General features: G+C 58.1%; 23 protein-coding genes. 12 read left to right on the top strand and 11 right to left on the bottom strand.

The genetic code is table 11. From position 1 onward, the window contains the following. Positions 1-207: 207 nt before the first annotated feature. A complete protein-coding gene (locus tag BUC04_RS04240; RefSeq protein ID WP_067657798.1) occupies positions 208-717 on the bottom strand; it encodes a fasciclin domain-containing protein in 510 nt (169 codons plus the stop codon). A gap of 248 nt (positions 718-965) precedes the next feature. Between BUC04_RS04240 and BUC04_RS04245 the strand changes: the two genes are divergently transcribed. The 5 genes from BUC04_RS04245 (at position 966) to BUC04_RS04265 (ending at position 7451) form a co-directional block, all read left to right on the top strand. Then, a complete protein-coding gene (locus BUC04_RS04245; protein ID WP_067657795.1) occupies positions 966-2141 on the top strand; it encodes a MerR family transcriptional regulator in 1176 nt (391 codons plus the stop codon). 188 nt (positions 2142-2329) lie between these two features. Further along, the gene (locus tag BUC04_RS04250; protein WP_067657793.1) at positions 2330-2929 is read left to right on the top strand and encodes a TetR/AcrR family transcriptional regulator; all 600 of its coding nucleotides are present in this window, start codon (positions 2330-2332) and stop codon (positions 2927-2929) included. A gap of 10 nt (positions 2930-2939) precedes the next feature. Then, positions 2940-3179 (top strand): hypothetical protein, encoded by a 240-nt coding sequence (locus BUC04_RS04255; RefSeq protein WP_067657791.1) that lies wholly within the window; start codon positions 2940-2942, stop codon positions 3177-3179. 94 nt (positions 3180-3273) lie between these two features. Further along, on the top strand, positions 3274-4380 hold the full coding sequence (locus BUC04_RS04260) for an efflux RND transporter periplasmic adaptor subunit (protein ID WP_067657790.1): 1107 nt from the start codon (positions 3274-3276) through the stop codon (positions 4378-4380). 2 nt (positions 4381-4382) lie between these two features. Then, on the top strand, positions 4383-7451 hold the full coding sequence (locus tag BUC04_RS04265) for an efflux RND transporter permease subunit (protein ID WP_067657788.1): 3069 nt from the start codon (positions 4383-4385) through the stop codon (positions 7449-7451). A gap of 94 nt (positions 7452-7545) precedes the next feature. Here BUC04_RS04265 and BUC04_RS04270 read toward each other — a convergent pair whose 3' ends face one another. Continuing rightward, positions 7546-8724: a patatin-like phospholipase family protein gene (locus BUC04_RS04270; protein WP_067657787.1), complete on the bottom strand. Its 1179-nt coding sequence runs from the start codon at positions 8722-8724 to the stop codon at positions 7546-7548. 287 nt (positions 8725-9011) lie between these two features. Here BUC04_RS04270 and BUC04_RS04275 point away from each other — a divergent pair, with 287 nt between their 5' ends. The 3 genes from BUC04_RS04275 to BUC04_RS04285 all read left to right on the top strand — a co-directional run bounded on the left by BUC04_RS04275 (position 9012) and on the right by BUC04_RS04285 (position 11649). Further along, positions 9012-9437, top strand: coding sequence for a glycine zipper family protein (locus BUC04_RS04275; RefSeq protein WP_067657784.1), 426 nt, complete (start codon positions 9012-9014; stop codon positions 9435-9437). A 232-nt stretch (positions 9438-9669) separates the two neighbouring features. Next, entirely contained in the window at positions 9670-11052 is a 1383-nt protein-coding gene (locus BUC04_RS04280) for an ammonia-forming cytochrome c nitrite reductase subunit c552 (protein WP_067657782.1), read from the top strand. Positions 11053-11298: 246 nt separating this feature from the next. After that, positions 11299-11649: a hypothetical protein gene (locus BUC04_RS04285; protein ID WP_143165533.1), complete on the top strand. Its 351-nt coding sequence runs from the start codon at positions 11299-11301 to the stop codon at positions 11647-11649. Between the two features lie 51 nt (positions 11650-11700). On the opposite strand, the gene BUC04_RS04290 is transcribed toward BUC04_RS04285, so the two are convergent. After that, positions 11701-12465, bottom strand: coding sequence for an ankyrin repeat domain-containing protein (locus BUC04_RS04290; protein WP_067657779.1), 765 nt, complete (start codon positions 12463-12465; stop codon positions 11701-11703). 72 nt (positions 12466-12537) lie between these two features. Continuing rightward, a complete protein-coding gene (locus BUC04_RS23535) occupies positions 12538-12831 on the bottom strand; it encodes a hypothetical protein (protein WP_143165534.1) in 294 nt (97 codons plus the stop codon). Between the two features lie 389 nt (positions 12832-13220). Here BUC04_RS23535 and BUC04_RS04295 point away from each other — a divergent pair, with 389 nt between their 5' ends. From BUC04_RS04295 to BUC04_RS04310, 4 genes are all read left to right on the top strand, one after another. Next, complete coding sequence (locus BUC04_RS04295; RefSeq protein ID WP_067657776.1) at positions 13221-14108, top strand: helix-turn-helix domain-containing protein; 888 nt, start codon at positions 13221-13223, stop codon at positions 14106-14108. A gap of 118 nt (positions 14109-14226) precedes the next feature. Beyond that, positions 14227-15096 (top strand): alpha/beta hydrolase, encoded by an 870-nt coding sequence (locus tag BUC04_RS04300; protein WP_067657774.1) that lies wholly within the window; start codon positions 14227-14229, stop codon positions 15094-15096. Positions 15097-15110: 14 nt separating this feature from the next. Beyond that, positions 15111-16103 carry a nuclear transport factor 2 family protein gene (locus BUC04_RS04305; RefSeq protein ID WP_067657772.1) on the top strand — a complete coding sequence of 331 codons (993 nt, stop codon included), beginning with the start codon at positions 15111-15113 and terminating at the stop codon, positions 16101-16103. A 198-nt stretch (positions 16104-16301) separates the two neighbouring features. Continuing rightward, entirely contained in the window at positions 16302-16898 is a 597-nt protein-coding gene (locus tag BUC04_RS04310; RefSeq protein WP_067657770.1) for a hypothetical protein, read from the top strand. Positions 16899-16950: 52 nt separating this feature from the next. Here the strand turns inward: BUC04_RS04310 and BUC04_RS04315 are convergent, their stop codons facing one another. The 7 genes from BUC04_RS04315 to BUC04_RS04340 form a co-directional block, all read right to left on the bottom strand. Further along, the gene (locus BUC04_RS04315) at positions 16951-17523 is read right to left on the bottom strand and encodes an HNH endonuclease (RefSeq protein ID WP_067657767.1); all 573 of its coding nucleotides are present in this window, start codon (positions 17521-17523) and stop codon (positions 16951-16953) included. Between the two features lie 37 nt (positions 17524-17560). Next, positions 17561-18022: a hypothetical protein gene (locus BUC04_RS04320; RefSeq protein WP_067657764.1), complete on the bottom strand. Its 462-nt coding sequence runs from the start codon at positions 18020-18022 to the stop codon at positions 17561-17563. Further along, positions 18022-18837 carry a hypothetical protein gene (locus BUC04_RS23540; RefSeq protein WP_143165535.1) on the bottom strand — a complete coding sequence of 272 codons (816 nt, stop codon included), beginning with the start codon at positions 18835-18837 and terminating at the stop codon, positions 18022-18024. Before BUC04_RS23540 ends, BUC04_RS04320 begins: the two co-directional genes overlap by 1 nt. Positions 18838-19181: 344 nt before the next feature. Next, positions 19182-20591, bottom strand: coding sequence for a cytochrome-c peroxidase (locus BUC04_RS04325; RefSeq protein WP_234977340.1), 1410 nt, complete (start codon positions 20589-20591; stop codon positions 19182-19184). A 261-nt stretch (positions 20592-20852) separates the two neighbouring features. Next, the gene (locus BUC04_RS04330; RefSeq protein ID WP_067657761.1) at positions 20853-22100 is read right to left on the bottom strand and encodes a dipeptidase; all 1248 of its coding nucleotides are present in this window, start codon (positions 22098-22100) and stop codon (positions 20853-20855) included. 222 nt (positions 22101-22322) lie between these two features. Beyond that, positions 22323-22751, bottom strand: coding sequence for a hypothetical protein (locus BUC04_RS04335; protein ID WP_067657758.1), 429 nt, complete (start codon positions 22749-22751; stop codon positions 22323-22325). 218 nt (positions 22752-22969) lie between these two features. After that, positions 22970-24457 (bottom strand): FUSC family protein, encoded by a 1488-nt coding sequence (locus BUC04_RS04340; RefSeq protein ID WP_067657754.1) that lies wholly within the window; start codon positions 24455-24457, stop codon positions 22970-22972. Positions 24458-24459: the final 2 nt, after the last annotated feature.

A 24459-nucleotide genomic window follows, 5' to 3' on the forward strand; every position in this document is an offset into this window, starting at 1 on the left:
CCTTGCTGCACGCCAACCGCAGGCCTGACATCGGCAAACTGCGAAACTCTTTACCAGCCAAACTCTTTCTCATCCAAAAAAGGCTCATGGGCTTGAGCATAGGCTGGCTCAAGGTGTATCGCTGCTTTTGCGGCTACGGGGCTCTTCAGGCACTAAAAAGCCGAGCACACCGGTGCTCGGCTTTTAGGATTCAGAACCTGACGCAGGTTATTGCGGCATGATGACGGTATCGATCACGTGGATCACGCCATTGCTGGCCGCCACGTCGGTGGCAATCACCTGGGCGTTATCCACCTTCACCGCGCCATTTTGCACCATGATGTCGATGCTATCGCCCTGCACCGTCTTGGCTTCGCTGAGCGTCACCACGTCATTGGCGGTCACCTTACCGGGCACCACATGATAGGTGAGGATTGCCACCAGCTGGTCCTTGTTCTCGGGCAGCAGCAGGCTCTCCACCGTACCTTCCGGCAGCTTGGCAAAGGCCTCGTTGGTGGGGGCAAACACGGTGAACGGGCCGCTGCCTTGCAGCGTCTCCACCAGGCCCGCCGCCTGCACTGCCGCTACCAGGGTGGAGAAGTCGTCATTACCGGCGACCACGGCCACGATATCCTGCTGTTTTTTGTATCCACCCGCTATAGCGGAGGCAACCAGGAACACGGAGGCGAGGACAGCAATCATCAGGGTGGGAAGGGGCTTAGCGGTAGGCTGAGACATGGTTTCATCCTTAGGTTAAGAGCGACGGCGTCGCAGGTGTTGCTGATTACGCCCCCTGTTTCAGAGAGGATCGCCCCTATTGGGTGCAAACCCAGCTGCAACAGGTTAGTGCACTGTCTTCTCAGTGCTTTTTCCCCTCAAATTTTTACTGCTAAGGCAAAAACCCAGGTTACGCCCCGCCATTTCGCTTGACCTGTCTAAGGCTTTACACTTTATCCTGCTGCCGCACGCTACCCCAGGAGGCTCACATGTACCGTATCTCCGAGCTGGCCCAACTAACCGGTTTAGCCCGATCCACCCTGCTCTACTACGAAAAGCTCGGGCTGCTGAAAGGACGTCGGCTGGACAACGGCTACCGCCAGTACGACGACGGCGATCTGCAGCGGCTTCGACTGCTGCAGGCATTGCATCGCGGCGGCCTCAGCCTCAAAGAGTGCCTGCAGGTGCTCAACGAGGGGATCGACCGGCCTTTGCTGCAGCAGCGCCTGGCCGAACTGACCGAGGCGATCAGCGAAAAGCAGCAGGCCCAACGTCTGCTCCAGGCCCTGCTGGGACAGGCACCCGACGCACTACGAGAGTTTCACATTGAGATGGCCCAGCAGGCACCCGAAGCCCAGACCCAATGGCTGATGGCCCAGGGCCTGGATGAGACCGGTGCACTGCAGCTTCGCTGGCTATCCAAAGACCTTCATCAACACGAGCAATACATGAACGACTTTCTCCACATCTTTGCCCCGCTGGACCACCACGGACCAGGCACCGAACAGGACAGCCTGTGGGCGCTGTCCCAGCTCCCCCAAGCCCCTCGCCGAGTCCTCGACATCGGCTGTGGCCCGGGTAACGCCACTTTGTTGTTAGCCAATCACAGCCCGGCTGAGGTCATCGGGTTGGATAACGTTGCGCAGAGCCTGGAGCGCCTTGAACAGCGCGCTCAGCAACAGGGGCTGGCAGATCGAGTCCAGAGCTGCAACGCCAGCATGACCGACATCCCCTTTGCCCCCGCCAGCTTTGACCTGCTGTGGTGTGAAAACAGCGCCTATGTGATGGGGTTTGAGGCAACACTGCGCCAGTGGCGATCGCTGCTGGCCGAGGACGGCTACCTGGTGATCAGCGATCTGGTGTGGCTGACTCCGGATCCAGAGCCAGATCTGAGTGCATTTTGGCAGCGGGAATACCCGGACATGCAGCAAGAGCAGCATCGTTTTGCCCAGTGCCAGGCCGAAGGCTATCAACTGGTGGCCAGTCGGCGCCTGGGCCGGGCCGCTTGGCAGGCCTACACCCAGCCGCTGGCCGAGCGACTGGAGCAGGTCGAGGCCGAACTGCCACACTCCCGTGCCGTGGCGGAGCTAAAACAGGAACTGCCCGTGCTGGAGCGTTTCGAGGGTCAGTTCAGCTACGTCATCATGGTACTCAAGCCCATCTGAATCTCCCTTCTCTACTTCTCTTCCTGACTTCCCTCCCTGACTTTCCTTCCTGAGGCGCTCAAGGAGAGAGCCGATCTGGCTTGCTGGAGCGAAGCGCCATCAAGATACCGACCGGTCGTTCAAAAATATATTGAACGACCGGTCGGTATGCCCTATAGTTAGCCTGTCCAAAACCTCAGGTGACTCAAATGAACCTCAAAACTCAGGCTGCTGAGCAGACCCGACAAAAGATCATCGATACCGCCACCGAGATCCTCGGCACCGAGGGCTACCAGGCCCTGACCGTAGGCAAACTCAGCAAGCAGGCGGAGATCAGCAAGGGCGCGCTTTATCACCACTTTGCCAGCCTGCAGGAGGTGCACCTGGCGGTGCTGCAACACGTCATCGATACCTACTGCTCCTCCCTGCACTTTGAGGGCTGCCAGAGCCTGGAAGAGTTCTTCGCCCGCTCCGGCGAGATGCTGTTCCATCGCCTGGAAAACAACCCTGTGCAGATCCGCGCCATGCACACCTTCATCAATCAGTCGATGTATGAACCCGAAGCCCAGGCGCCGCTGTTGGCGATGTGGGAAGACAACCTGTGCAAGTACTGGGACATCGCCACCGCGGTCGCACCGGAGGTGAGCAAGGAGGACATGGACCAGGCCTTTATGATGCTGGATACCTATTTCATCGGCCTGGTGAACCAGTGGTTCCTGATCCAAGACCCGGACGCCACCAAGAAAAACTGGCAGAACTTCTCGTGCATGCTGCTGCATGCCCTGCGCAAAAACAGTGACAAGGCATAAGGAGATCCCCATGTCACGCAACTGGTTCTATGCCGCACAGCCCTACCTGGAGATCCTGCTGTGCTGTTACCTGCTGCTATTTGCCGGCCAGAAGGCCGCCACTGCAGTACACCACTTCAAGCTGCAACACAGCCCAACCTCTGTTTCGGCACAAGAGGATGTCGCCACCCTGGTGACTGGCTGGCTCGACCCACGCCTGACTGCGCTATTCAACTCGCTCAGCCAGGCGGACGACAAAGCCGTCCCCTGACGACCTTTAATCCCTAATTTTTATCGGTTTCATCGAAGCAGTGTGCTCATCCCACTGCTTTGGCCCCCTATGACCTGAAGACATCTAATCGCTCATGACTACTTCCGCACTCACCCAATTGATCCGGCCCGCCGCCACTGCGGCCGTGGCACTGACCCTGCTGGCCGGCTGCGCCGAGCCGCCGGCCGACACCACCACAGTGGTACGCCCGGTGCCGCTGTTCACCATCACCGACCAGGCCACCCACCAGCTGCGTACCTTCCCGGCCCGCATCGAGGCCCGGGAGGAGACCCAGCTCTCCTTCCGCGTTCCCGGCGAGCTGGAACAGCTCAACGTGCTGGCCGGTCAGGCCGTGGCCGCCGGCGCCCTGCTGGCCCTGCTGGATGACCGCGACTACCGCAGCGAGCTGGCCGCCCGCCAGGCCGACTTCGATCTGGCGGACGCGGACTTTCGCCGCCTCAAGACCCTGCGGGAGCGCCAGGTGGTGTCCCAGGCGGATTTCGACAACGCCCAGGCCCGCCTGAGTGCCGCCCAGGTGGCGCTGCAGATGGCCAAGGATCGCCTGGCAGATACCCGCCTTGAGGCGCCGTACGATGGCCGTATCGCTCAGCGTCTGGTGCAGAACCACCAGTCGGTACAAGCGATGCAGCCGGTGCTGGTAATGCAAGACAACGTCAACCTGGATGTGATTATCCAGGTGCCGGAGGCGCTGCTCAGTCGCATCCAGGAGGAGCAGGTCAGCACCGAGTACCAGCCGGAAGTGCGCTTTGCCGCTGCCCCGAGCCAGAGCTACCCGGTCAGCTTCAAGGAGCTGTCCACCCAGATCACCCCCGGCTCCCAGTCCTTCGAGGTGCGCTTTGCCCTGACCAACCCGGCCCAGCTGACCGTGCTGCCGGGCATGGCCGCCACCCTGGAGCTGGACCTGGCGCAACTGCAGCCCAGCACCTTTGGTGCCGGTGAGATCACCGTCCCTGTGACCGCCGTCATTGCCGACAACACCACCGGCCAGGACCAGGTCTGGGTCTACCAGCCGGACAACGGCACCGTCCGTCCTGTCGCCGTCACCCTCGGCGCCATCAGCCAGGATGGGGTAACCGTGCAAGGTCCGCTGACCCCGGGCGATCAGATCGTCTCCGCCGGCGTCGCCAGCCTGCGTGATGGCATGGCAGTGAAGCCGCTGGTGCGTGAGCGAGGGATCTGAGCATGCGCATTACCGATTACAGCCTGCGCAACAAGGTGATCAGCTGGACCGTGGTCCTGCTGTTACTGGTGGGCGGTTCCTTGTCGTTCACCAACCTGGGGCAGCTGGAGTTCCCGGAATTCCCCATCCCCCAGGCCCTGGTCAATACCCCCTACCCCGGCGCCTCGCCGGAACAGGTGGAGGAGGAGGTGACCCTGCCGTTGGAGCGGGCGCTGCAACGGTTGGAGTACATCAAGCACGTCACCAGCATCTCCAGTGCCGGTTTGTCGCAAATCATGGTGGAGCTGAAGGACGATTACAGTGCCGATCAGCAGCCGCAGATCTGGGATGAGCTGCGCCGCAAGGTGAATGATGCCCAGGCCAGCTTGCCGCCGGGGGTCTACCCCTCGGAGGTCAACGACGACTTCTCCGATGTGTACGGCATCCTGTTCAACGTCAGTGGCGCCGACTACAGCTACCGCGAACTGGAGGACTACGCCAAGATCCTTCACCGGGAGCTGAGCCTGGTGGAGGGGGTGAAGAACGTCAATATTGCCGGCACCGTGCAGCAGCAGGTGGTACTGGAGATCGCCCAGGATAAGCTCACCGCGCTGGGTCTGGACCCGTCCTGGATCTACGGCCTGATCCAGACCCAGAACCAGGTCTCCAACGCCGGTAACATGCTGATCCAGGGTCAGTCCGTGCGTATCCACCCCACCGGCGAGTTCGCCTCTGTGGAGGAGCTGGCACAGCTGATCGTGAGCCCGCCGGGCAGCAGCGAACTGGTCTACCTGGGGGACATCGCCGAGATCTCCACCGCCTTTGAGGAGACCCCGTTCAACCTCTACCGCAGCAACGGCGTACCAGCCATCTCCCTGGGAGTTTCCTTCGCCAAGGGGGTTAACGTGGTGGACGTAGGTGCCGCCATCGACGCCCGCCTGGCCGAGCTGGAGAACCAGCGCCCACTAGGGATGGACCTGACCAAGGTCAACGATCAGGCCAAGGTGGTTAGCAAGGCGGTATCGGAGTTCCTGGTGAGTCTCGCTATGGCCATCGCCATCGTCATCCTGGTGCTGCTGGTAACCATGGGGCTGCGCTCCGGCATCCTGATGGGCGCCATCTTGCTGCTCACCATCCTCGGCACCTTTATCGGCATGAACATGCTCAACATCGAGCTGGAGCTGATCTCCCTCGGTGCCCTGATCATTGCCCTGGGGATGCTGGTGGATAACGCCATCGTGGTTACCGAAGGGGTGCTGGTAGGTCTTCAGCGCGGCCAAAGCCGACTGACCGCCATCAAGAACGTGGTCAACCAGCAGGCGATGCCGCTGCTGGGCGCTACGGTGATCGCCATCCTGGCGTTTGCCCCCATCGGTCTGTCCAGCGACGCCACCGGTGACTTTATGCGCTCGCTGTTCCTGGTGCTGCTGATCTCCTTGTCACTGAGCTGGTTCTTGGCCATCACCCTGACCCCGTTCTTCTGCAACCTGATGTTCAAGGAGCAGGCAGTAACAGAGGGCGAACAACAGGACCCGTACAAAGGGGTGCTGTTCCGACTCTACCGGGCCAGCCTGATGCTGGCACTGCGCCACCGGATGATCTCCCTGGTGCTGATCATCGCCACCCTGTTCGGTGCCCTGGCGGCGTTTGGCCAGGTGAAGCAGCAGTTCTTCCCGCCCTCGACCACGCCGGTGTTCTTCGTCGACGTGTGGATGCGCGAAGGCACCGACATGCGCCAGAACGAGCAGAACATGATCAAGCTGGAGCAGGAGCTGCTGGCCTTCGAGGAGGTGAAGAACGTCACCACGGTGATGGGCATGGGTGCCCAGCGCTTCGTGCTGACCTACGCCCCGGAGATGGCCTACAGCAGCTACGCCCAGCTGATCGTGGAAACCGACAGCCTCGCCACCATCGAGCGGATGCTGCCGGAGGTGCGCAGCCGATTGAGCGAGAACCATCCTGAGTTTGAGTACAAGTTCAAACTGATGGAGAACGGCCCAGCCCCGGCGGCTCGCATCGAGGCGCGTTTCTACGGTGCCGATCCGGACGTGCTGCGTCAGCTCGCAGCCCAGGCCATCGCTGCGATGGAGCAGGTCCCCGGTGCGGTGGACATCCGCAACAACTGGCGTGAGCCCGCCCCCATTGTCCGGCCCCAACTGGATGAGGCCGCGGCCCGTCGCAGCGGGATCTCCAAGCAGGCGCTGGACCAGGCCCTGCTGGTGAACTTCACCGGCCTGACCGTCGGCCTCTACCGTGACGGCAGCTACCTGATGCCCATCGTCGCCCGGGCACCGGAGTCGGAGCGCTTCAACGCCGACCGGGTGCAGGATCTGCAGGTCTGGAGCCAGGAGCGCAACGCCTTTGTGCCCATCAGCCAGGCGGTGAGCGGCTTCACCACCGAGATGGAAGATCCCATCATCATGCGCCGCAACAACAAGCGGGTGCTGACGGTGCTGGCCGACGTGGCGCCCTTCGCTGACGACACTCCGGAGTCGATGCGACAGAAACTGCGTGCTGGCGTCGAAGCCATCGAGCTGCCGCCGGGTTACACCTTCGAGTGGGGTGGCGAGTTCGAGATGGCCAACGAAGCCAACGAGGCGGTGTTTGCCAGTGTGCCCATGGGCTACCTGGCGATGTTCCTGATCACCATGCTGCTGTTCGGCACCCTGCGTCAGCCGCTGGCGATCTGGACCACGGTACCGCTGTCGCTGATCGGCATCGCCACCGGTCTGCTGCTGCTGGATGTGCCCTTCTCCTTCACCGCCCTGCTGGGGATGCTGAGCCTGTCCGGCATGGTGGTAAAAAACGGCATCGTGCTGGTGGAGCAGATCAACATCGAGGCGAGCAAGGAGGGCAACCCGATCCAGACCGCCATCGTCGACGCCTCGGTCAGCCGGGTCCGCCCGGTGTGCATGGCGGCGCTGACCACCATGCTGGGGATGATCCCTCTGCTGGCGGACGCCTTCTTCCAGTCCATGGCGGTGACCATCATCTTCGGTCTGGGCTTTGCCACCGTGCTGACCCTGGTGGTACTGCCGGTGATCTACTCACTGCTGCACCGCATCCGCTTCGACCAGCCCCTGGCCGCGTAAGCCTTCTGCAGCGGGTGTTGATGGCATAAGCCAAACGAGTATGGCCTCCGCCCAAAACAAAAGCGCCCGCATATAGCGGGCGCTTTTTTGTTGCTCAGGGCAGCTGCTCAGCCCACAAGGTGTTTTGCACCGCCTTGTTGTAGCCGTAGTCGTACAGTGCCTGCATGTAGTCCTGATCGAACATCGCCTTGGTGGTCTTCTTGCCATCAAAGTCGTCGTCGATGAAGGTGAAGGACAGCGACAGGTCAGACACCTCACTGAAGTACATCATCCGGTACAGATCGCCACGGGATTGCTGGATGGTCAGGCTCTTCAGGCTGCGGTTGAGCAGCGCCATCCCTTTGTCCTTGGTGGGGCTGTAAGGCATTTTCAGCATGCCGTTACGGATCACGTGCACCTGGGGCGTCTCGGTCAGGCCCTGGGCTTCGCTGATCTTGCGGTAATCGACGTTGGCCGGCTGGAAGAACATCTGCTCAGACAAGCCCCCGTCCACGTGCAGCTCCTCCATCACCGCGCCATTGGCCATAACGTTGATGAACTGCGGCGGAAACACACCGGGAATGGAGGAACTGGCCGCCAGCACCTGGTGGATAAGGGCATCACGGTTGGCAAGGTCACTGTTGGCGATCTGCCCCAGGTTCCACACCACCAGCTGACCGGAATCAAACTGGGTGGTGCCGATCAGCAGACGACGGCCAGCACGATGCTGTTCAGCGATCTGCTCGATCATCTTCGGGCTGTATACCTCGGCGATGAACTCGTACATGTTCTTGCCGTTGGTGAAGGCATCCTTAAGCAGCGCATTAAAGAAGTTGCGCTTGCCCAGCACCATCTTGTCGTCGATGCCCAGCATCACCTCCTGCAGCTGGTGGATCTGCTCTCCCCCGACAAACACAAAGGGGGCAATCAGGGAACCGGCGCTGATCCCGGTAACCACTGAGTAATCGGCCAACTGGCCGCTGTCATACAGGCCATTGATCACACCAGCACCAAAGGCACCGTTGGCACCCCCACCGGACAGGGCGAGGATGCTCATGCGGTCGCCGTCGACGCGCACCGGTGTGGTACCGCTTTCGGCGTCGTAAAACAGCTCAACGTCGTCGTCCGCCCAGACTCGCAGCGGCTCCTGCTTAGCGATGGGAGAGGTGTGCGCGACCTTAGCGTCGCGGTAATTATCCTGGTCGACGCGAACGTCCAGGCCATGGGTAGAACTACAGCCACTGACCGCTATAACGACCGCGACCAGGGCAAACAGGGATCGGGATTGTTTCATGCTCGTACTCAACTCTTCTGCTTCACCCCCTTGGTGAAGGTGAGTGAACTGGCAGGGGGCTACCGGGATGGCAGCTCGGAACGCGGCAGAGTCTAGGGGGTTCACAGGATCGCAACCAATCGCATTTGAAGGATGCAATCCGTCCAGCAAAGGAGGAGCACTCGGCAGCCAAAACAGGCCAGGAAACCGTACGTTGGACGGATGAGATCCGGCAAACACGAGGCGGAATTGAGGCCCTTCAGCGCTAAGCTGGCGCTCCAGATTTTAGCAACCCAGGAACCCTGCTCATGCACCATCAACTGCGATCCTTGCGCCCACTGACCTTTCTCTCCCTGGCCTCACTGGCTCTGCTCTCCCTCTCAGCCCAGGCCAACGTCATTGTCGACACTCAAGGGGTGGATATGGAGCGCTATCACGCCGACCGCTATGAGTGCGAGCAGCTCAGCCAACAGGTCGAGCACCAGCAAACCGACTCGCTCGGCCACGACGCCCTGCGCTCCACCGGCAAAGGGGCACTGCTGGGAGCCGCCGGCGGGGCCATCGCCGGTGGCAGCGGCAGCAAGGGCGCCAAGATTGGCGCCGGAGTGGGCCTGGTCAGCGGTGCCCTGCACCACAGTGCCGAAAAGCGAGAGGCGCAGCAGGAGTACTCTTTCGAGCAGCAACAGGTGGTGCGTAACTGCCTGATCAACCGCGGCTACCAGGTACTGAACTAACACGGAGCGTTACGACAAGGCGCAGAGAAAGGCTCACTGGATCACAAAGTTGGTGACCGAACCCGGTTTTGGCACATCCAGGGGCAAATGTCTCACCCGCAATCATCGCAAAGGGATTAATCTCGGCACATCCAAGCCTCTGACTGTAACGAGCATGCCGGTGTAATATACGACGCCGACCCAAGCCCAAACTGAGTCAAGCTGAGTCACCCGACATGTTGAGTCTGCCGAAATGATGCCATCCCGTGCCCTGCCCTTTTCCCTACCGCGCGCCGCTGTGCTGAGTGCCGCTGTGCTGGCCCTGTCCGCTTGTAGTGGCGAGCGTCCCGGTACCGTCAGTGAAAACTGGCAACCGGCCTTTCCTGACCAGTACGACAGCTGGGCCAGCAGCATCGAGACCGACCAGAAGATTGACCTGCTGGCCAAACGGCCGGCAATGGTGGTGCTCTGGGCCGGCTACCCCTTTGCCCGGGACTACAAGAGCGCTCGCGGCCACCAGTTTGCCGTCACCGACGTCACCAACACCCTGCGTACCGGCGGCCCCATGGGCGTGGAGGGCGAGCATGACCTGCCCGCCAGTTGCTGGAGCTGCAAAACCCCGGATGCGCCCCGGCTGATGGAGGAGTACGGCGAACTGGGCTTTGCCGCCAAGAAATTCAGCGAAGTGGGCCATGAGATCACCTCTGGCTCCATTGGCTGCAGCGACTGCCACGAGGATGGCAAGGCCGATCTGCGCCTGAGTCGTCCCCACGCCCAGCATGCCATGGAGAAGATCAAGCAGCCGTTTGAGCAGCAAAGTGCTTCCCTCCAGGCAGCCCAGACCTGCGGCCAGTGCCACGTGGAGTACTACTTCCAGCCAGAGCAGGAGAACCGGGTCAACATCCCCTGGATCTTCGGCAACACCGCCGACGAGATTGAGCGCTACTACGACACCCGCCGCTTCCACGACTGGGTTCACCCCCTGTCCGGCGCTCCCATGCTCAAGGCCCAGCACCCGGAGTACGAAACCTGGGGCCGCAGCGTCCATGCCGAACACGACGTTACCTGCGTCAGCTGCCATATGCCCAGCAAGCAGAACGCGCAGGGCCAGCACTACACCGAGCACAACGTCACCGGAGCGATGGACAACTACGAGTTAGCCTGCGCCCAGTGCCACGACAGCGAAGCCGAGCTGCGCCAAAGCCTGGCCAGCAGTAAGGCCGCCATCGATGAAGCCCGCACCAAGCTGGAAGCCACCCTGGTTAAGGCCCACATCGAGGCCCGTGCGGCCTGGGACAGTGGCGCCAAGTGGCACCAGATGGAATCGCCACTGATGGACATCCGTCACGGCCAGTGGCGCTGGGACTTCGCCATCGCCTCCCACGGCATCCATGCCCACAACCCGGAAGAGGCCCTGACCCTGTTGGCAGTAGGACAGCGCCAGGCCAACATGGCCCGGGCCAAGCTGGCCGCGGTACTGGAGGAGCTGGGCGCTGAGCAAGTGCGCTACCCAGAGCTGGCTGACAAGGCCAGCGCCCAGGCCTTCGTCGGCCTGGACATGGCAGCACTGGAAGCTGAAAAGCAGCGCTTCCTCGAGCAGGTCACCCAGCATTGGTCTGACGCCACCCGCCGATAACCTGCCCCCTCGATAACCGGCAAAAGGCCGCGGTGCGCATAGCACCGCGGCCTTTTTAATGCACTGGTATTAATGACACTGGTAATAACGGCTCTGACACAAAGGGCGCTAACACAGAAGGCACTGACAGGCACAAGCGGCTCTGGCACGCCTCTGACCCAATCATGCCTTTGCTCCAGTCATGCCTTTGCTCCAAACAGGGCTTCAGCGCGTAGTAATGGCACACCAATTGATTCAAGCCGTTGCATGCCCTTTTCCCGTTCCGCCAATCGCCCACCGCCACGCCCCCGGCCGCCCAATGACGCCGAAACACGGTTCTATAGTGCGGTGTTCGCCAAGCTTCGTGCCCAGCCCGAGCTGCAACAGCAGCTTCGCACTAACCTGGCGCAGTTCCAGGCCCGGCAGTTCCTTAGCAAAAGTCAGCGCCGCGCCCTGGTGGACTTTGGTTGGATCCTGGCGGCCAATCTCAGTCTGGATGAGCTTGAGCAACGGTTGATGGCGGACGATCGCAACGGCCAGCGTCTTCGTCGCTTCCCCCAGCTGTTTCATGGCGTGCTCAGCCCAGAGGAGCTGGAACGACTGCACCACTCGGGCTGAGAGTGCCCTTTGAGGTCCGAGCGAGTTTCAATCCACTCTGACCCCATTGGTCTACACATTGTTATCCAGGCCCATTATCTCCATGGCCCTCAGATATTTAATGTGTTTCTCAGAGCCATGAACAATCCGTTCGTTGTAGGTAGACATTAATTCTTTGAAAGAAAGCCCTGCGCATGATGTAACTTCAACCGATGCTCCATTCTCATATAAATAAACTACAGCATCAAAACGACCCACCTGGGCAGCCATATACATTACTGTAACACAACCTCTATTGACATGTTCTATATTGGCACCAGCGTCAACCAAGAAAATCATCGCACTTGGAACTTCTTCATTAAATGGATCTATGGTGCTGAATATAGGTGTGGCACGAAAGTCGTCCTCTATCTCAATGTTGCCAGAGAAAATGATTAATTCACTAAGCAAAGATACAAATTCATTCTCTGCTGTCAGATGCAACAAAGTAGTTCCATTGAATTTGACATTAGGGTCCGCTCCTAACCTAAGAAGTTCTCTGAACATTTCTACATCATCAAGAGCACAGAGTAATAGCGGTGAACCGTCCCCCACCTTAAAATTTATATCACTCCCTTGGGCCACCAATTCATTGAGAAGTAAAAAGTCACGTTCCCTGACAGCGCTGAATACTTGCAGATTATTTTCTGAAACCTCATCAAATTTACACGAGTAAGAAACAAAATAGCTAGGACTAGGTTTCGCGGAAAGAAAGTCTGCGGAAGTAAAGATCGCGGAACATGCCTGCATTAACAATGTTGAAATCAATACTAAGACTTTTAACCTAAGCTCTTGCATACGCCTCCAACGGTTAAATAAATGGCTAGTGATAACAGAGCCCATCGACTTGCTGGCAAACTCAAGCTCTCGTTAAGAGCTCTGTTCCTCCACAAATATTCCAGATATTTTTTGGCCTCGGTTTCGATTGCACCACCATTTATAAAATGGATAACCAAATAAAGCATTCAACAATCCATAAAACCCACCAGTCAACGGAAGAATAACTGAACCTAGAAATACGTCTGCGCCTGATTCATAAGGCTGAAAAAACATACCTGCAAACAAAGAAATAATCATTAGAATCACTCCTGTTCCAAAACCACACACTCCAAGGACCTTCATAAGGCTCTTAATGTCGAGTTCAGAACGAAACTCCTTATTCATTATTACTCCCCTCCACTGGGATTCCTTACAGCCAATTATCTTGAATTATCATTTCTGAAGGATCATGTTGACACTACATCATGCCTGTCAATGGTAACCACGCTACCAAGTGAAACGTTTTCAATCAATGGGTTAGGTTACGGAGTAGCTCTGTTACCTGGTGAAACGGAGAAGACGCCATTGAAAACCTCCAACGCGACAGCTCGGCCTTTTCTACCTACTCTGTTGGCTCACGGGAAGGAACCGCAGTACTTGTCGTTCGTTTCAATCCACTCTGACCCTATTGGTTGGCTGACCCCCTTAGTTCCTGCGTTATTGTCTTTGCTTTTGCATTTACGAGAGAACGGCGTCATGGTCATAGAATCCTTACCATCCTCGGAGCCGTCTCGTTGAAATACCAAGAGGTGTACCCCAGCGCCCCTGCCGTCGACAGCAACGAGCTCGACTCGGAGCGGGCCGCCGAACTGCTCACCCTGGAGTACTTCGAGGCGGAACCGAACCGTATGCCCACCGAGGCATTCAGCCAGCACCACATCCTGCTTAACCTCAACCCCGATCCTCACCGGGTGGAGAACTGGCGCCAGGGGGTGCATCGGGACTTTACCTTCCACCAGGGCGATGTGGTGATCACCCCGGCCGAGACCGAAAGCGGCTGGCGCTGGCACGCCCGCTCCCAGGTGATCGTGATAACCCTGGCACCGGAGAAGCTGCAACGCTTCGCCGCCCAGGAGCTGCAACTGGTGCTCGCCCCGGGCCAGTTAAAGGACGTTCCTTGCCAGCCAGATCCCGAGTTGGTGGCCTGCGGCCAGCAGCTCATTACTGCCATGGGCCAACGCCTCGGCAGTGAGCTGATGTTTGAGAGCCTGGCGCGGGTGTTTCTCACCCAACTGCTCGACCGCTATGGTCGGGTGCTGCAGCGCGGCGAACAGCGCCACTTCAGCCAGGCCCAGCTGCAGCGAGTACTGAACTTCCTGCAGCAGCACTATGCCGACAAGATCACCGTGGAGCAAATGGCCCAACAAGCCGCCTTCAGCACCTACCACTTTGCCCGGGCCTTCAAGCGGGTAATGGGCCTCTCCCCCTACCTCTACCTGCAGCAGCTGCGCATCGAACAGGCCAAGCAGAAGCTGCTAACCCAATCCGACAGCCTGCTGGTGATCGCCCAGGCCTGCGGCTTCGCCAACCAGGCTCACTTCTCCCGGGTGTTCAAACAGCTCACCGGAGAGAGCCCCTCCCGCTGGCAACAGCAGCAAAGAGCAAGATCAGACAAAAACTGAGCAGCATCCCTCAATCCCTTTCATCGCTGTCCCGATAGGCTTAATTCAACCGCTGGCCACTGCGCTGTACACACTGCTTACGGTGGCCCGGCTCAAGTCATAACGGAGAGGACAAAGGATGAAAACGTCAGTGGAATTTTGGAGTCACGGTGACCGCCTGGTGGGCACCCTGTACCTGCCGGAGCAAGGCACCGGCCCCTTCCCCGGCCTGGTGATCACCGGCGCCTGGACCACGGTCAAGGAGCAGATGCCCAGCCTGTACGCCCAGCAGATGGCCGAGCGCGGCTTTGCTGCCCTGGTGTTTGATTTTCGCGGCTGGGGCGCCTCCGACGGCGAGCCTCGCTACCTGGAGCACCCCGAACGCAAAAGCCGCGACATCGAGGCGGCGGTTGCCTTCCTGGCCGAGCGGCCGGAGGTGGACAGCAATCGCCTTGGAGGGCTGGGGATCTGCGCCTCCTCCGGTTACATGAGCGATGCCGCCACCCATAGTCCCCTCATTCGCAGCTACGCACTGGTGGCCCCCTGGCTGCACACCCCGGAGATCGCCGAAGCGGTGTACGGCGGTGCCGAGGCGGTACAAGGGCTGATCGCCCAAGGCCGCAGCGCCGAGCAAGCGGACACACCGCAATACATCGAGGCGGCCAGCACCACTAATGAACAGGCCCTGATGTACCAGGCTCCCTACTACACCGAACCGGAGCGCGGCCTGATCGCAGAATACGACAACCTGTTTAACCTGGCGTCCTGGGAGCCCTGGCTGCGCTACGACAGCCACCGCAACGCCAACAACGGCAAGCCTGCCCTGCTGGTGCACTCTGAGGCGGCGGTGATCCCGAACGGAGCTCGGCAGTACCTTGAGCGCAAGGGCAGCGACGGCAAGATGCTGTGGCTGGACAACGTCACCCAGTTCGACTTCTACGACCAGCCCGAGCCGGTGCGTCTGGCCTGCGACGCGGTTGCCGCGCATTTTCGTTCGACCCTCAACTGAAGGAGCCGACCGCAATGAAGAGCCGACTTACCACCCTGTTGATAAGGACCATGGCGCTTGCGGCCATCCCCTTTGAGTTAACAGCAGAGAGCCAAGAGACCATGAACAGCACCCAATACACTCAAGAGCACGCCGCGGTCCGCGCCGTTATCCAAGCGGTGGGCAACCTGGCGGACAGACACCAGTTTGAGGATCTGCAGCAGCTCTATGCCGATCAGGTACTGCTGGACTACCAGTCCCTCAGTGGCGAAGCCCCACAACGCATTGAGGCGCAGACGCTGATGACCCAGTGGGCCTCGGTACTGCCCGGGTTCGACCAGACCTACCACGACCTTGGCACTATCCAGATAGAGCTTGATGGCCAATCCGCCATCGCCACCGCCCCAGTACGGGCCCAGCATCACCTGGATGGCGAGCTTTGGCAGGTGAGCGGTCACTACCGCTACGCCCTGGCCCAGCAGCAAGGCCGCTGGCGTATCACCGAGCATCAGTTTGTGCTGGAGCAGGAACAGGGGGATCGGGCACTGCTGTCCGAGGCCGTGACTCGAGCCGCTCAGCAGCCGGTCGCCTACCTGCAGCGCCAGCAAACCGTGGCGGCGGTGCGCGACTTCCTGTCAGCACTGGAGCGCAAGGCGATGGACGACTTTGCCGAGGTATGGAACGAGGATGCAGTCCAGCACATGCCCTATGCCCCGGAGGGCTTCCCCAAGCGGGTGGAGGGTAAAGAAGCGCTGATCGCCCACTACGCGGGCTGGCCGGATAACGCCGGCAAGGCGGACTTCCTGTCCCAGTTCAGGGTGTACCCCATGGTGGACCCGCAGTGGGTGTTCGTGGAGTTTGTTGGCGAGGCGGAGATCCGACCCACCGGTCGCACCTACCACCAAAACTATGGCGGTCTGTTCCACGTGGTTGGCGGCAAGATCTCGCTGTTTCGAGAGTACTTCGACCCAGCCCCGTTCAAGTACGCCTTTGGCCTGGAGGAAGGCGGCAGCTTTCACCCCGAGTAGGGCTTATCTTCAGGGACGCCCATACTCAATATCACTGGGCGCTGGATACTAGGCGCTAGGCACTGGGCACTTGGCACTTGGCACTTGGCACTTGGCATTAAGCATTAGGCACCGAGGAGCGATTGCCCGGTGCCCTGTGCTTCTAAAAGAAAAACAGTCCGGCAAAGCCATTAATGTCAAACCAACGGGGGCTCATCGATGAACCTGTTCAACCCTGCACCACGTTCGCTCTGGATTCTTCCCGTACTGGCCATCGGGCTCTTCACTTCCAGCGTTATGGCCAATGAGGGAGTCACAAGCGGGGAGGTTGAGAGTTCAGCGCAGGCGCAGGCGCAGGCCCAGCCCCAGACCACGTCCCAAATCCCTGCGTTGGACACGTTAAGCCCCAACTACGATGCCAAGGCTCGCGCCGAGTTCAGCCACAATGACGTGGCGGCCTTCGTCTACCAGTGGTTTGCCGGCTTCGACCACCAACGTGAAGCGCGCTTCTTCTTAGAGCGCATCGCAGAACCGGTCGCTCTTCACTACCCCGACGCGCCACTGCGCTCCGTGGACGACTTCCTCGGCTGGTACCAGGGCGTCATCGACAACATCGCCTGGAATGCTCACGAGCTGAGCGAACTTTCAATTCAAGGCAATCAACAACAGGGTTGGCAGGTCAGCTACCTGGTGCGCTGGCAGGCGAGGGATTACAGCGGACAAAACCTGGAGATGGACGTAGCCCAGCAGCTGGTGATTGTGCGAGAAGGGGAAGCACTGAAAATCGCGCAACTGAGGGCGAAGCTTCATGGGTAACTAATTTAAAAGGACCGAGTTTGGCTAGGTCCCGCCCACACTGAATAGATTTTTATAGCCTGTCATAGTTCTTTGCCACGGTCTCATTAATCTCGTCGGCAAGTACCTGAGCCTCTCGCATGGTTTCTTGAACAAGTTCCCAGTTTCTCCAGTGCTGCTCCCATTTATCCTTCCCGACCACGAACTCGAAATCTACTTTGGTAGGGGCTTCAGCACTTTCATAGCGCTCAAGACTTTCCATTCTTTGCTTGATATCTTGCACACCTTTAGTTTTGGGCGACAACGCAGCATCACTCAACATCCAGGCACGCCAATCCTTATTCCCTTTCGACTGATTACATTTCCCACACGCTGGAACTAAATTTTTTATTTCAGATACATACCCTGTGGGCCTCTTGTTCATTACTAGTGGGCGAAGATGATCCCATTCGGTTGCTTCGGAACCACAATATGAACACTGAAACGAATTTAGGTCCATGCCAAGCATATGAAGTGCATGCTTCACTTCATCTTCTGTAGGCTCAATCACTGGAATAATTGAGTTAATGAATGAATTCGTGATACTTGACGACCTGCCCGTTATTTTCATCGGCCTTGGCATTTTAAAAAGCGACAAATAGATCATAACAACCTTGATTTAGATCTGTTTCAACCCATAGAAATCATTTAACTTTTAGCAGCATACTTTTAATGGATATAATGGCCATATAGAAACTGCATGCATTGATTAAAATAACCAACGTTGATATAAGAAACAGCCAGGCGAGCTTAAATTGTTCCAACCCATCAATTAGCCATACGTAGATGCAAACAATGGAAAAAACAACTGCAATTAAGATCCCGATATTAAAGTGACACTTTAGCTTCCAGTAATCTGGCCATTCATGAAGAAACTTATCAAGCTTTTCATTCGGGAAAATAACAACCTTTCCTTCTTTAAAGGTCCACCCGACAATGCCAAGAGGTAACATCAATAGCCATTTGCGTGCATCCTCATTAATGCTCAAAGACTCGAAAGCCTCTTTCAATTCTGGCTCAAAAGAAAAATACAAAAAAACACCACTCAAAAAGACAAGCATCTCAAAACTTATAAAAATGATTCGGAGATAGTAAATTGACTTCATCAATGCTTCATATCTCTTTCTTTTGTAACTCGACTAAAATGTGTATTAGAAACCTTAGCTAGGTCATAAGGAGCTGGTTCCTTTGGAAATAGGAAGCTTTTTTGTGTATCGCTAGTTTTAACCACAACCTCCTCTCCACCTTCTAGTCCAACAACCTTACCTCTGCCATAACCATCTGCTGCCATTAGTATTGCAGCATCGCCAATATCCGGGATTTTTTCAGGCTCAAACTCAGAATCTTCTAGGATTCTGTCCATCAATTCAACAATATTAGACTTTAAACCATCAGTCTTAGATGTTTGCTCCTTTACTGTAATCTCTGAAGCATTTCTCTCAGAAATATAAGTATTTAGACTAGACCAAAGCCTTCCAAATAAAGGGTTAGGCGGGAATACAGTCGCTGAGAATTCAGTATAATGGCTTAACTTTTTCAACCTGGATGTGAATTTTCTATAGTCAGATACTGGATCTATATCGCAGGAAATAAAGAAATTATCATATGCCTTCTCGATAATTGACTTGAAGCGCCTAGGGAAAACTTCCTCTTGAATGCCATTCCAAACATGTAAGTAAGCTATTCCAGAGCACTCAGGAAGGTATACGAACGGTGAACTTGCTTCCACGAGATTTGGTACGTCAGTATTTACTTGATTTCGTTTTCCTTCATCAATTACGGTAGCATGACCGTTTTTCGCATATTTAGACAGCTTACCGAACACAAATGGCAATTCAGAATCTCTATTGTCTACAATATCAGTAATTGTCCAGTCGAACTTTCCGACTGTAACAATTGGAGGGTTAGAAATTGCATCCATAATTTGCTCTTGACTTAAGTTTATTTTTACAACTCGCCCTAGGAAATATCGGCCTCTTTTCATCACATCCTCAATTATTTACGAAGTCCAATCGCATATTTCATTCAAATTAATTTTGTGCCGGATAATATTACCGCAACATTATCTCTCGCAGCGGTGTCAAGAAACTATCAAGTGAATGGGAGTCAAGCAATGCGTTAGATGCAGCAATTTCGCCGTGCAGGTGGCAAGACAAAGAAGATGTCACATGCAGACCTAAACGCGACAGGCCGCCCCGTCATGCAATGACGGGGCGGCCTGTACGATTCTCTACCTGCTGGTTTCTAAGAGCTTGCCAGTTGGGCCTACTGAAAGGGGTCGCTGTACTTCTCGTCGGCGAGCATCGTTTCATCGGTGAGGGTGTGGAGAAAGGCCACTAGGGCATCTTTTTCTTCTTGAGTGAAGTCAAAGCGGGCGGGTTCGCCGTCGGAGGTTATCAGTGGTGCCATCAGGTTGGGGTGAGGCTGGATACCACTGCTGTAGTGTTCAATCACCTCCTCCAGCGTCGCGAAGCGGCCATCGTGCATATAGGGCGGTCGCGCGCCGATGTTGCGCAGTGAGGGAACCTTGAACTTACCGATGTCATTTGGATTGCCAGTGGTTTCGTAGACGCCGAGATCGTCGGTGGAGTCCGCATCCAGTCCATTGTTGGTGGCGGTGGTGGAGCCACGCACGGCGTTGGGCACCGGACCGATAAAGGCCTCACTGACGTGGCAGCCGGCGCAGTTGGCCCGGTCACCATTGGCCAGTGTGATGGGCTGCAGGAACAGCCGCTTGCCCTGGTTCTCCTGGTCGGTAAAGCCAGGGAAGTTGTCGGTGGCGGACTCCACCTCGGCCCGGGCGATATCGTACTTGGCCGTGGTGCTCACCATGCTGCGAACGAACTGGGCCAGGGCACGGGCGATGCGATCGCTATTGATCGTCTCATCGCCAAAGGCGTTGGCGAACAGTGCCGGGTAGTAGGTTTGCTCCGCGACAATCTGCTCCAGTTCATCTAGCGTCAGTCCCATTTCCACAGGATCCTGGAACGGCATCAACACCTGCTCCTCCAGGGTGTCTGCCCGCTCGTCCCAGAAGAACTTGCCGCTGTCGTAGAAGCGGGCGTTGGTCAGCCCCATCGAGTGGCGCCGGGTCAGCTCGTCGTCAAAGCCACGGCTGAGCACCTCGGGATCGGAGAAGCCATGCTCCGCCTGATGGCAAGACGCACAGGAGATGGTGCCATTAGCGCTGAGCTTGATGTCGTAGAACAGCACCCGTCCCAGGGTGGCGCCATGGTCGGTGATGGGGTTGTCGTCCGGGGTGTTGTCCTGATCAATCGCGGCATGCTGAAACAGCGCCTGATCGTTAAAGCTGTTGCTGGTGTAGTGCTCCGGCAGTTCAATGTTGGCGTAGTTGTAGGGCTGTTCTGGCAGTGTTGGCACCTGCCCTTGCGGGCTTTCAGGATCGGTATCGTCACCGGGCGTAGTGTCATCGCCAGGAGCAGCTTCCTCCTCCGGTGGGGTTTCGTCCTCACCAGGTTCAGTACCGGAGTCATCACCCGGCGTGCTTTCTTCAGGATCAGCACCCGATTCCTCGCCGTCGCTGCCTTGTGCCGGTTGCTCTTCACTGGGGGGTTCAAGGGTGGCCGGTGCGCTGTCATCGCCGCCGGAGCAGCCGCTTAGTGCCAGAAGGCTGGCGATCATCAGGCTGTGTTTGAGGGTGTGAGGGATGTCCATATCGTTCGGCTCCTTGCCCGGACGCCTGGCCTTTACCTCCTTGGACTATGCCCCAAGGCCAGGTGCGGTGAATTGCTCTTATTGGCCAGCCCGTCGACACAGCGACGGGGCAGCAAACGCGACATCCTCATAGTGCGTCAGGCCACGCCCCCTTTCTGTAATGCTTTGTATCAAAGTTGTTAAATGCGCCGGATTGCCGGAAGCAAAAAGGCTGGCGATTGCCAGCCTTGTCGCTTTAGTGCGTCATGTCGTCGAGGTAATTTAACGGGTGCCGTACTTCTCCATCAGCTGTTGGCGCAGCTGCAAACGCTCTTCCATCTCCTCATCCCACTGGCCCCGGGCGGCGCCTTCCCAGACCCGCTGGAATACCCGCATCTTGTTGCCGCCGTAGATCTTGGCCAATTGAGCGTCGGTATAGCCGCGCTGCCAGAGATCATCAGTAATAGCCGGCAGGATCCGCGCCAGCATCGCCGCATCATCCGCCCCTTGGTTAAAGGCGTTGATCATGTAGCCGCCATCGTTGTACATCGCGGCGTTCTTCTTGGCGAAGGCCACCACCAGCGAGACATCGTACATGTCGTCGGTGGCCAGTCCGACGTGGTCCTCCCCCAACAGCTTGACGTAATAGTCAATCATATCCGCCGCCTGCTTGGGGGTAATGTCATCCGGCCAGATCCCATCCAGCATCCACTCGGTAAAGGTGGGCGAGACGTAGCCGCCGGACTTCACCACCCGCAGCGCCTCCTCGTCGGTAATGTTGCGATAGCAGCCCTTGGGCGTGGCCATGGGCTCGTCCTTGTACAGCCCCGCCGGGATAGAATGGGTAAAGACGTAGGGCACGTCGGGGTAGTGCTCATCCATGTGGTCCATGGCGTCCATCGCCGTTTGCTTGCCGGTGTGGCTGAGATCCAGCAGGATGCCCCAGCGCACCATCTCATCAATCACCGCCCTGCCCCAGGTCGTCAGGCCATCGTCCATGCCGTTGTAGGCGGTCAGTGAGCCTGAGCCGGTGCGGAAGCGATCGTTGTAGGCCAGGATCATCGAGTTGATGCCCATCTCCTTGAGCATCGGCATGCGGGAGAGATCTTCCTCGAGGATGGTGGCGGTTTGAGAGTTCCAGATCACCGCGGTCTGGCCCTTAAGGTGGGCGGATTCAATATCCCGGATGGAGCGGACAAAGACGTAGTTTTCCGGCTCTTTGGCCATGGCGGCGCGAAAGGCCCGATGCTGGCGCATCAGCTCATCCCAGTTGTGGGAGGCGGCGGTGAGGGTGAGTTCGTGGCCGGTGATCCCCGCCTCGCGGGACTCCCGGTAGTAGCTGAGCAGTTGCTCATCCTCGGTCCAGCCGGTGCCATGGGGGCTGGCCATCATACCGATGACGATGTTGTCTTTGACGAACTGCTTGGCTTTGTCGGAGGCGGGCCAGGTCTTGGCCTTGAGGCTGGCATGGGCGCTGACGGGCATCAGCAGCAGGGCCGCCGACATAACTAAGGTCACAACTTTAGCCATGCCCGTTGCCCATCGCCTGGCAGTGAGTTCGGTGGCCGATTGATTGCAGCTGATCCTTCCCTGGTCCATTGTTGCGCTCCCATCTCAGTCATGGCGGCCCCCAGAGTCTTTTCCGAGGGCCGAGGATACTGAAAATGTAGACCTTAAATGACAGATGGCAGTTGTAATGTCAGCTGAGGTGCAAGGTGCGATACCCGGTGCGATTGCAGGGATGACGCGGCCTCAGCCCTGGGGACACTGGCCCTGCAGGGCAATGCCCTTGGCGGTGGGGCGCTGCTCCAGGATCTCATAGCCCTCCAGGCAGAGACCCCGCTGGTCCAGCTCCGACTCCAGCAGGGGGATCAGCTTGGCACTGCTGCGTTCGGCGGCCATCTCGGCATGCTGTTCGGGATCCATTGCATCGCGATCCCCTCGGCTTCCGCCTGGGCCACCTCTCTCACCACCGCGGCCGCCACGACCACCGCCTTTGCCACGCCCCTCTCTCGACTTGGCGTCACCACCGCGGCGCTCATCGTCGTTGCCGAAGTAGCTCAGGGTAAACAGCACGGTGCCCTCATCGGTGAGTTGATGACGAAAGGCATGGTCAGCGGGTTCCGGTTTGCTGCTGCAACCGGCAATAAACAGAAGGGGAAGGAGGCGGTATAGCTTCATGGCAACAGGGCTCTCATGGCAGCATGGAATCAAGGCTTATGCCGCTGACCTCCCTCCAATCGGGGAGGCCAACGAACCGATGCCATTACACCACCCTGGCGGTCACCAGGTTTCCCCAGCCTGCCGCAAGCTGTCGCAGTGTGTAACAAGGCCAACGTCCCTTTGCCGCTAGGGCTGCTTTTGCTCCCGGCGCTGCCGTCTCAGGCAGTGCGCCCGGCTCAGGCGGTGGCCGGCACCGCCTTGGGTGCCACAGGCTCCATCAACTTGACGAAGAAGTTGACGATGAACAACAGCAGCCAGACAAACAGCACCATCATCAAAGGCTGCACCACGCCGATGCTGGGGCTTAGCTGCATCACACCTGTAGTCATGATCACCAGCATCTGCGCCCCCATCATCCGCAGCAGCACCTGCTCCGGCTTGGGGAACACACGCCAGATGAAGAACACGTTGGCAAAGTAGAACAGTCCCAGCTGCCAACCCTCGGTCAGGTGCGGCAGGATCAATACCATCTGCAGCACCGCCGGAACCGAGAACAGGGTTACCCCCCAGAACGCCAGCTTCAGTGCCTGGCGAGGGAAACCCACCAGCACGCTGCTCAGCGACACCAGCACCACCGGGAACAGCACCCCGCCAGGGATCGGCAGGTAAACCCAAATCGCCATCGCAGACGCAACAATGAGCATCAGGGTCAATGCCTGATGCAGCCGCTCTGAGCCATTGAGGGCCCATTGATACTTCACCCAGGGGACTCGCTTGGGTGGATTGAGACTGGGGTCCAGCCCCAGGGCAATGCGAAACTCCGAGGCACTCTGCAGCAGCTGCTGTTGCAGCTTTGCCACCGCCCCCTCCCCTTGCTGGGTCAGGGTTACCGGCTCAAGGTGGCTGCGACGATGGGGCTGACGCGCCATGGCTTCCAGCTGGGCCAGTACGCTATCCAGCTCCGCCAGGGCAATACTCTGGCCGGCGGTCAGGTCAGAGGGGGCTTTTGCCAGTTCAGCAAAGCTATCGACACTGGACTCCAGCGCCACCAACAGCTGCTGCCAATGGGCGGTGCGGTAGCGCAGGGTAAAACTGCTGCCCAGGGGCATCCGCAACTGCAGGTGCAATGGCTTGAGTCGCGCCTGAATTGACTGCGCTAAATCCGGCTCCACGCTCTCACCCTGGGCCAAACGGCGGATGGCACTGCGCAGCTGAGCCACCGAGCCTTGGGTCTCCTGGAAGAACTGGTCCTGGGCGGTTTCCGGCCACAGGCAATGCCAAACCAGGGAGAACACCACCAGGCCCAGCACGTTTTCCTGTACCCGGGTGATGGCCATATGGAAGGTGTTGGCCCCGTCCAGCGCCCCCATGCCTCCTACCACGGCACAAATAGTCAGTGCCATCTGGAAGGTGTAGCCGTAGTAAGGGCAGCCGGTCATGTAGCGCAACAGCCCCGCCAGCAGGGTCAATGCGGTAATAAACAGCAGCGGCTGCTGGGCAAAGTTGGCCACCAGCAGAAAGGCCAGAATGATGCCCAGCACGGTGCCGGCCATGCGGTTAATCCCCTTGTGGTGGGACTCGCTCAGTGACTCCGAGGTGGCCAGAACCAGGATAACGATGGCGGCCCAGTAGGGCTTTTCCCAACCCAGGCTCAGGGCAATCAGGATGCTGATGGCGATGGAGAGCGCCACCTTGATCGCGGTCTTTGTGGCGGTTGCCAACATGG

The organism is Ferrimonas marina (assembly GCF_900129905.1).
In the GTDB taxonomy this organism is placed as follows: domain Bacteria; phylum Pseudomonadota; class Gammaproteobacteria; order Enterobacterales; family Shewanellaceae; genus Ferrimonas; species Ferrimonas marina.

Coding starts and splice junctions, on each gene's coding strand:
- BUC04_RS04240 (WP_067657798.1), bottom strand. CDS start 717: ATGTCTCAGCCTACCGCTAAGCCCCTTCCCACCCTGATGATTGCTGTC.
- BUC04_RS04245 (WP_067657795.1), top strand. CDS start 966: ATGTACCGTATCTCCGAGCTGGCCCAACTAACCGGTTTAGCCCGATCC.
- BUC04_RS04250 (WP_067657793.1), top strand. CDS start 2,330: ATGAACCTCAAAACTCAGGCTGCTGAGCAGACCCGACAAAAGATCATC.
- BUC04_RS04255 (WP_067657791.1), top strand. CDS start 2,940: ATGTCACGCAACTGGTTCTATGCCGCACAGCCCTACCTGGAGATCCTG.
- BUC04_RS04260 (WP_067657790.1), top strand. CDS start 3,274: ATGACTACTTCCGCACTCACCCAATTGATCCGGCCCGCCGCCACTGCG.
- BUC04_RS04265 (WP_067657788.1), top strand. CDS start 4,383: ATGCGCATTACCGATTACAGCCTGCGCAACAAGGTGATCAGCTGGACC.
- BUC04_RS04270 (WP_067657787.1), bottom strand. CDS start 8,724: ATGAAACAATCCCGATCCCTGTTTGCCCTGGTCGCGGTCGTTATAGCG.
- BUC04_RS04275 (WP_067657784.1), top strand. CDS start 9,012: ATGCACCATCAACTGCGATCCTTGCGCCCACTGACCTTTCTCTCCCTG.
- BUC04_RS04280 (WP_067657782.1), top strand. CDS start 9,670: ATGATGCCATCCCGTGCCCTGCCCTTTTCCCTACCGCGCGCCGCTGTG.
- BUC04_RS04285 (WP_143165533.1), top strand. CDS start 11,299: ATGCCCTTTTCCCGTTCCGCCAATCGCCCACCGCCACGCCCCCGGCCG.
- BUC04_RS04290 (WP_067657779.1), bottom strand. CDS start 12,465: ATGCAAGAGCTTAGGTTAAAAGTCTTAGTATTGATTTCAACATTGTTA.
- BUC04_RS23535 (WP_143165534.1), bottom strand. CDS start 12,831: ATGAATAAGGAGTTTCGTTCTGAACTCGACATTAAGAGCCTTATGAAG.
- BUC04_RS04300 (WP_067657774.1), top strand. CDS start 14,227: ATGAAAACGTCAGTGGAATTTTGGAGTCACGGTGACCGCCTGGTGGGC.
- BUC04_RS04305 (WP_067657772.1), top strand. CDS start 15,111: ATGAAGAGCCGACTTACCACCCTGTTGATAAGGACCATGGCGCTTGCG.
- BUC04_RS04310 (WP_067657770.1), top strand. CDS start 16,302: ATGAACCTGTTCAACCCTGCACCACGTTCGCTCTGGATTCTTCCCGTA.
- BUC04_RS04315 (WP_067657767.1), bottom strand. CDS start 17,523: ATGATCTATTTGTCGCTTTTTAAAATGCCAAGGCCGATGAAAATAACG.
- BUC04_RS04320 (WP_067657764.1), bottom strand. CDS start 18,022: ATGAAGTCAATTTACTATCTCCGAATCATTTTTATAAGTTTTGAGATG.
- BUC04_RS23540 (WP_143165535.1), bottom strand. CDS start 18,837: ATGGATGCAATTTCTAACCCTCCAATTGTTACAGTCGGAAAGTTCGAC.
- BUC04_RS04325 (WP_234977340.1), bottom strand. CDS start 20,591: ATGGACATCCCTCACACCCTCAAACACAGCCTGATGATCGCCAGCCTT.
- BUC04_RS04330 (WP_067657761.1), bottom strand. CDS start 22,100: ATGGCTAAAGTTGTGACCTTAGTTATGTCGGCGGCCCTGCTGCTGATG.
- BUC04_RS04335 (WP_067657758.1), bottom strand. CDS start 22,751: ATGAAGCTATACCGCCTCCTTCCCCTTCTGTTTATTGCCGGTTGCAGC.
- BUC04_RS04340 (WP_067657754.1), bottom strand. CDS start 24,457: ATGTTGGCAACCGCCACAAAGACCGCGATCAAGGTGGCGCTCTCCATC.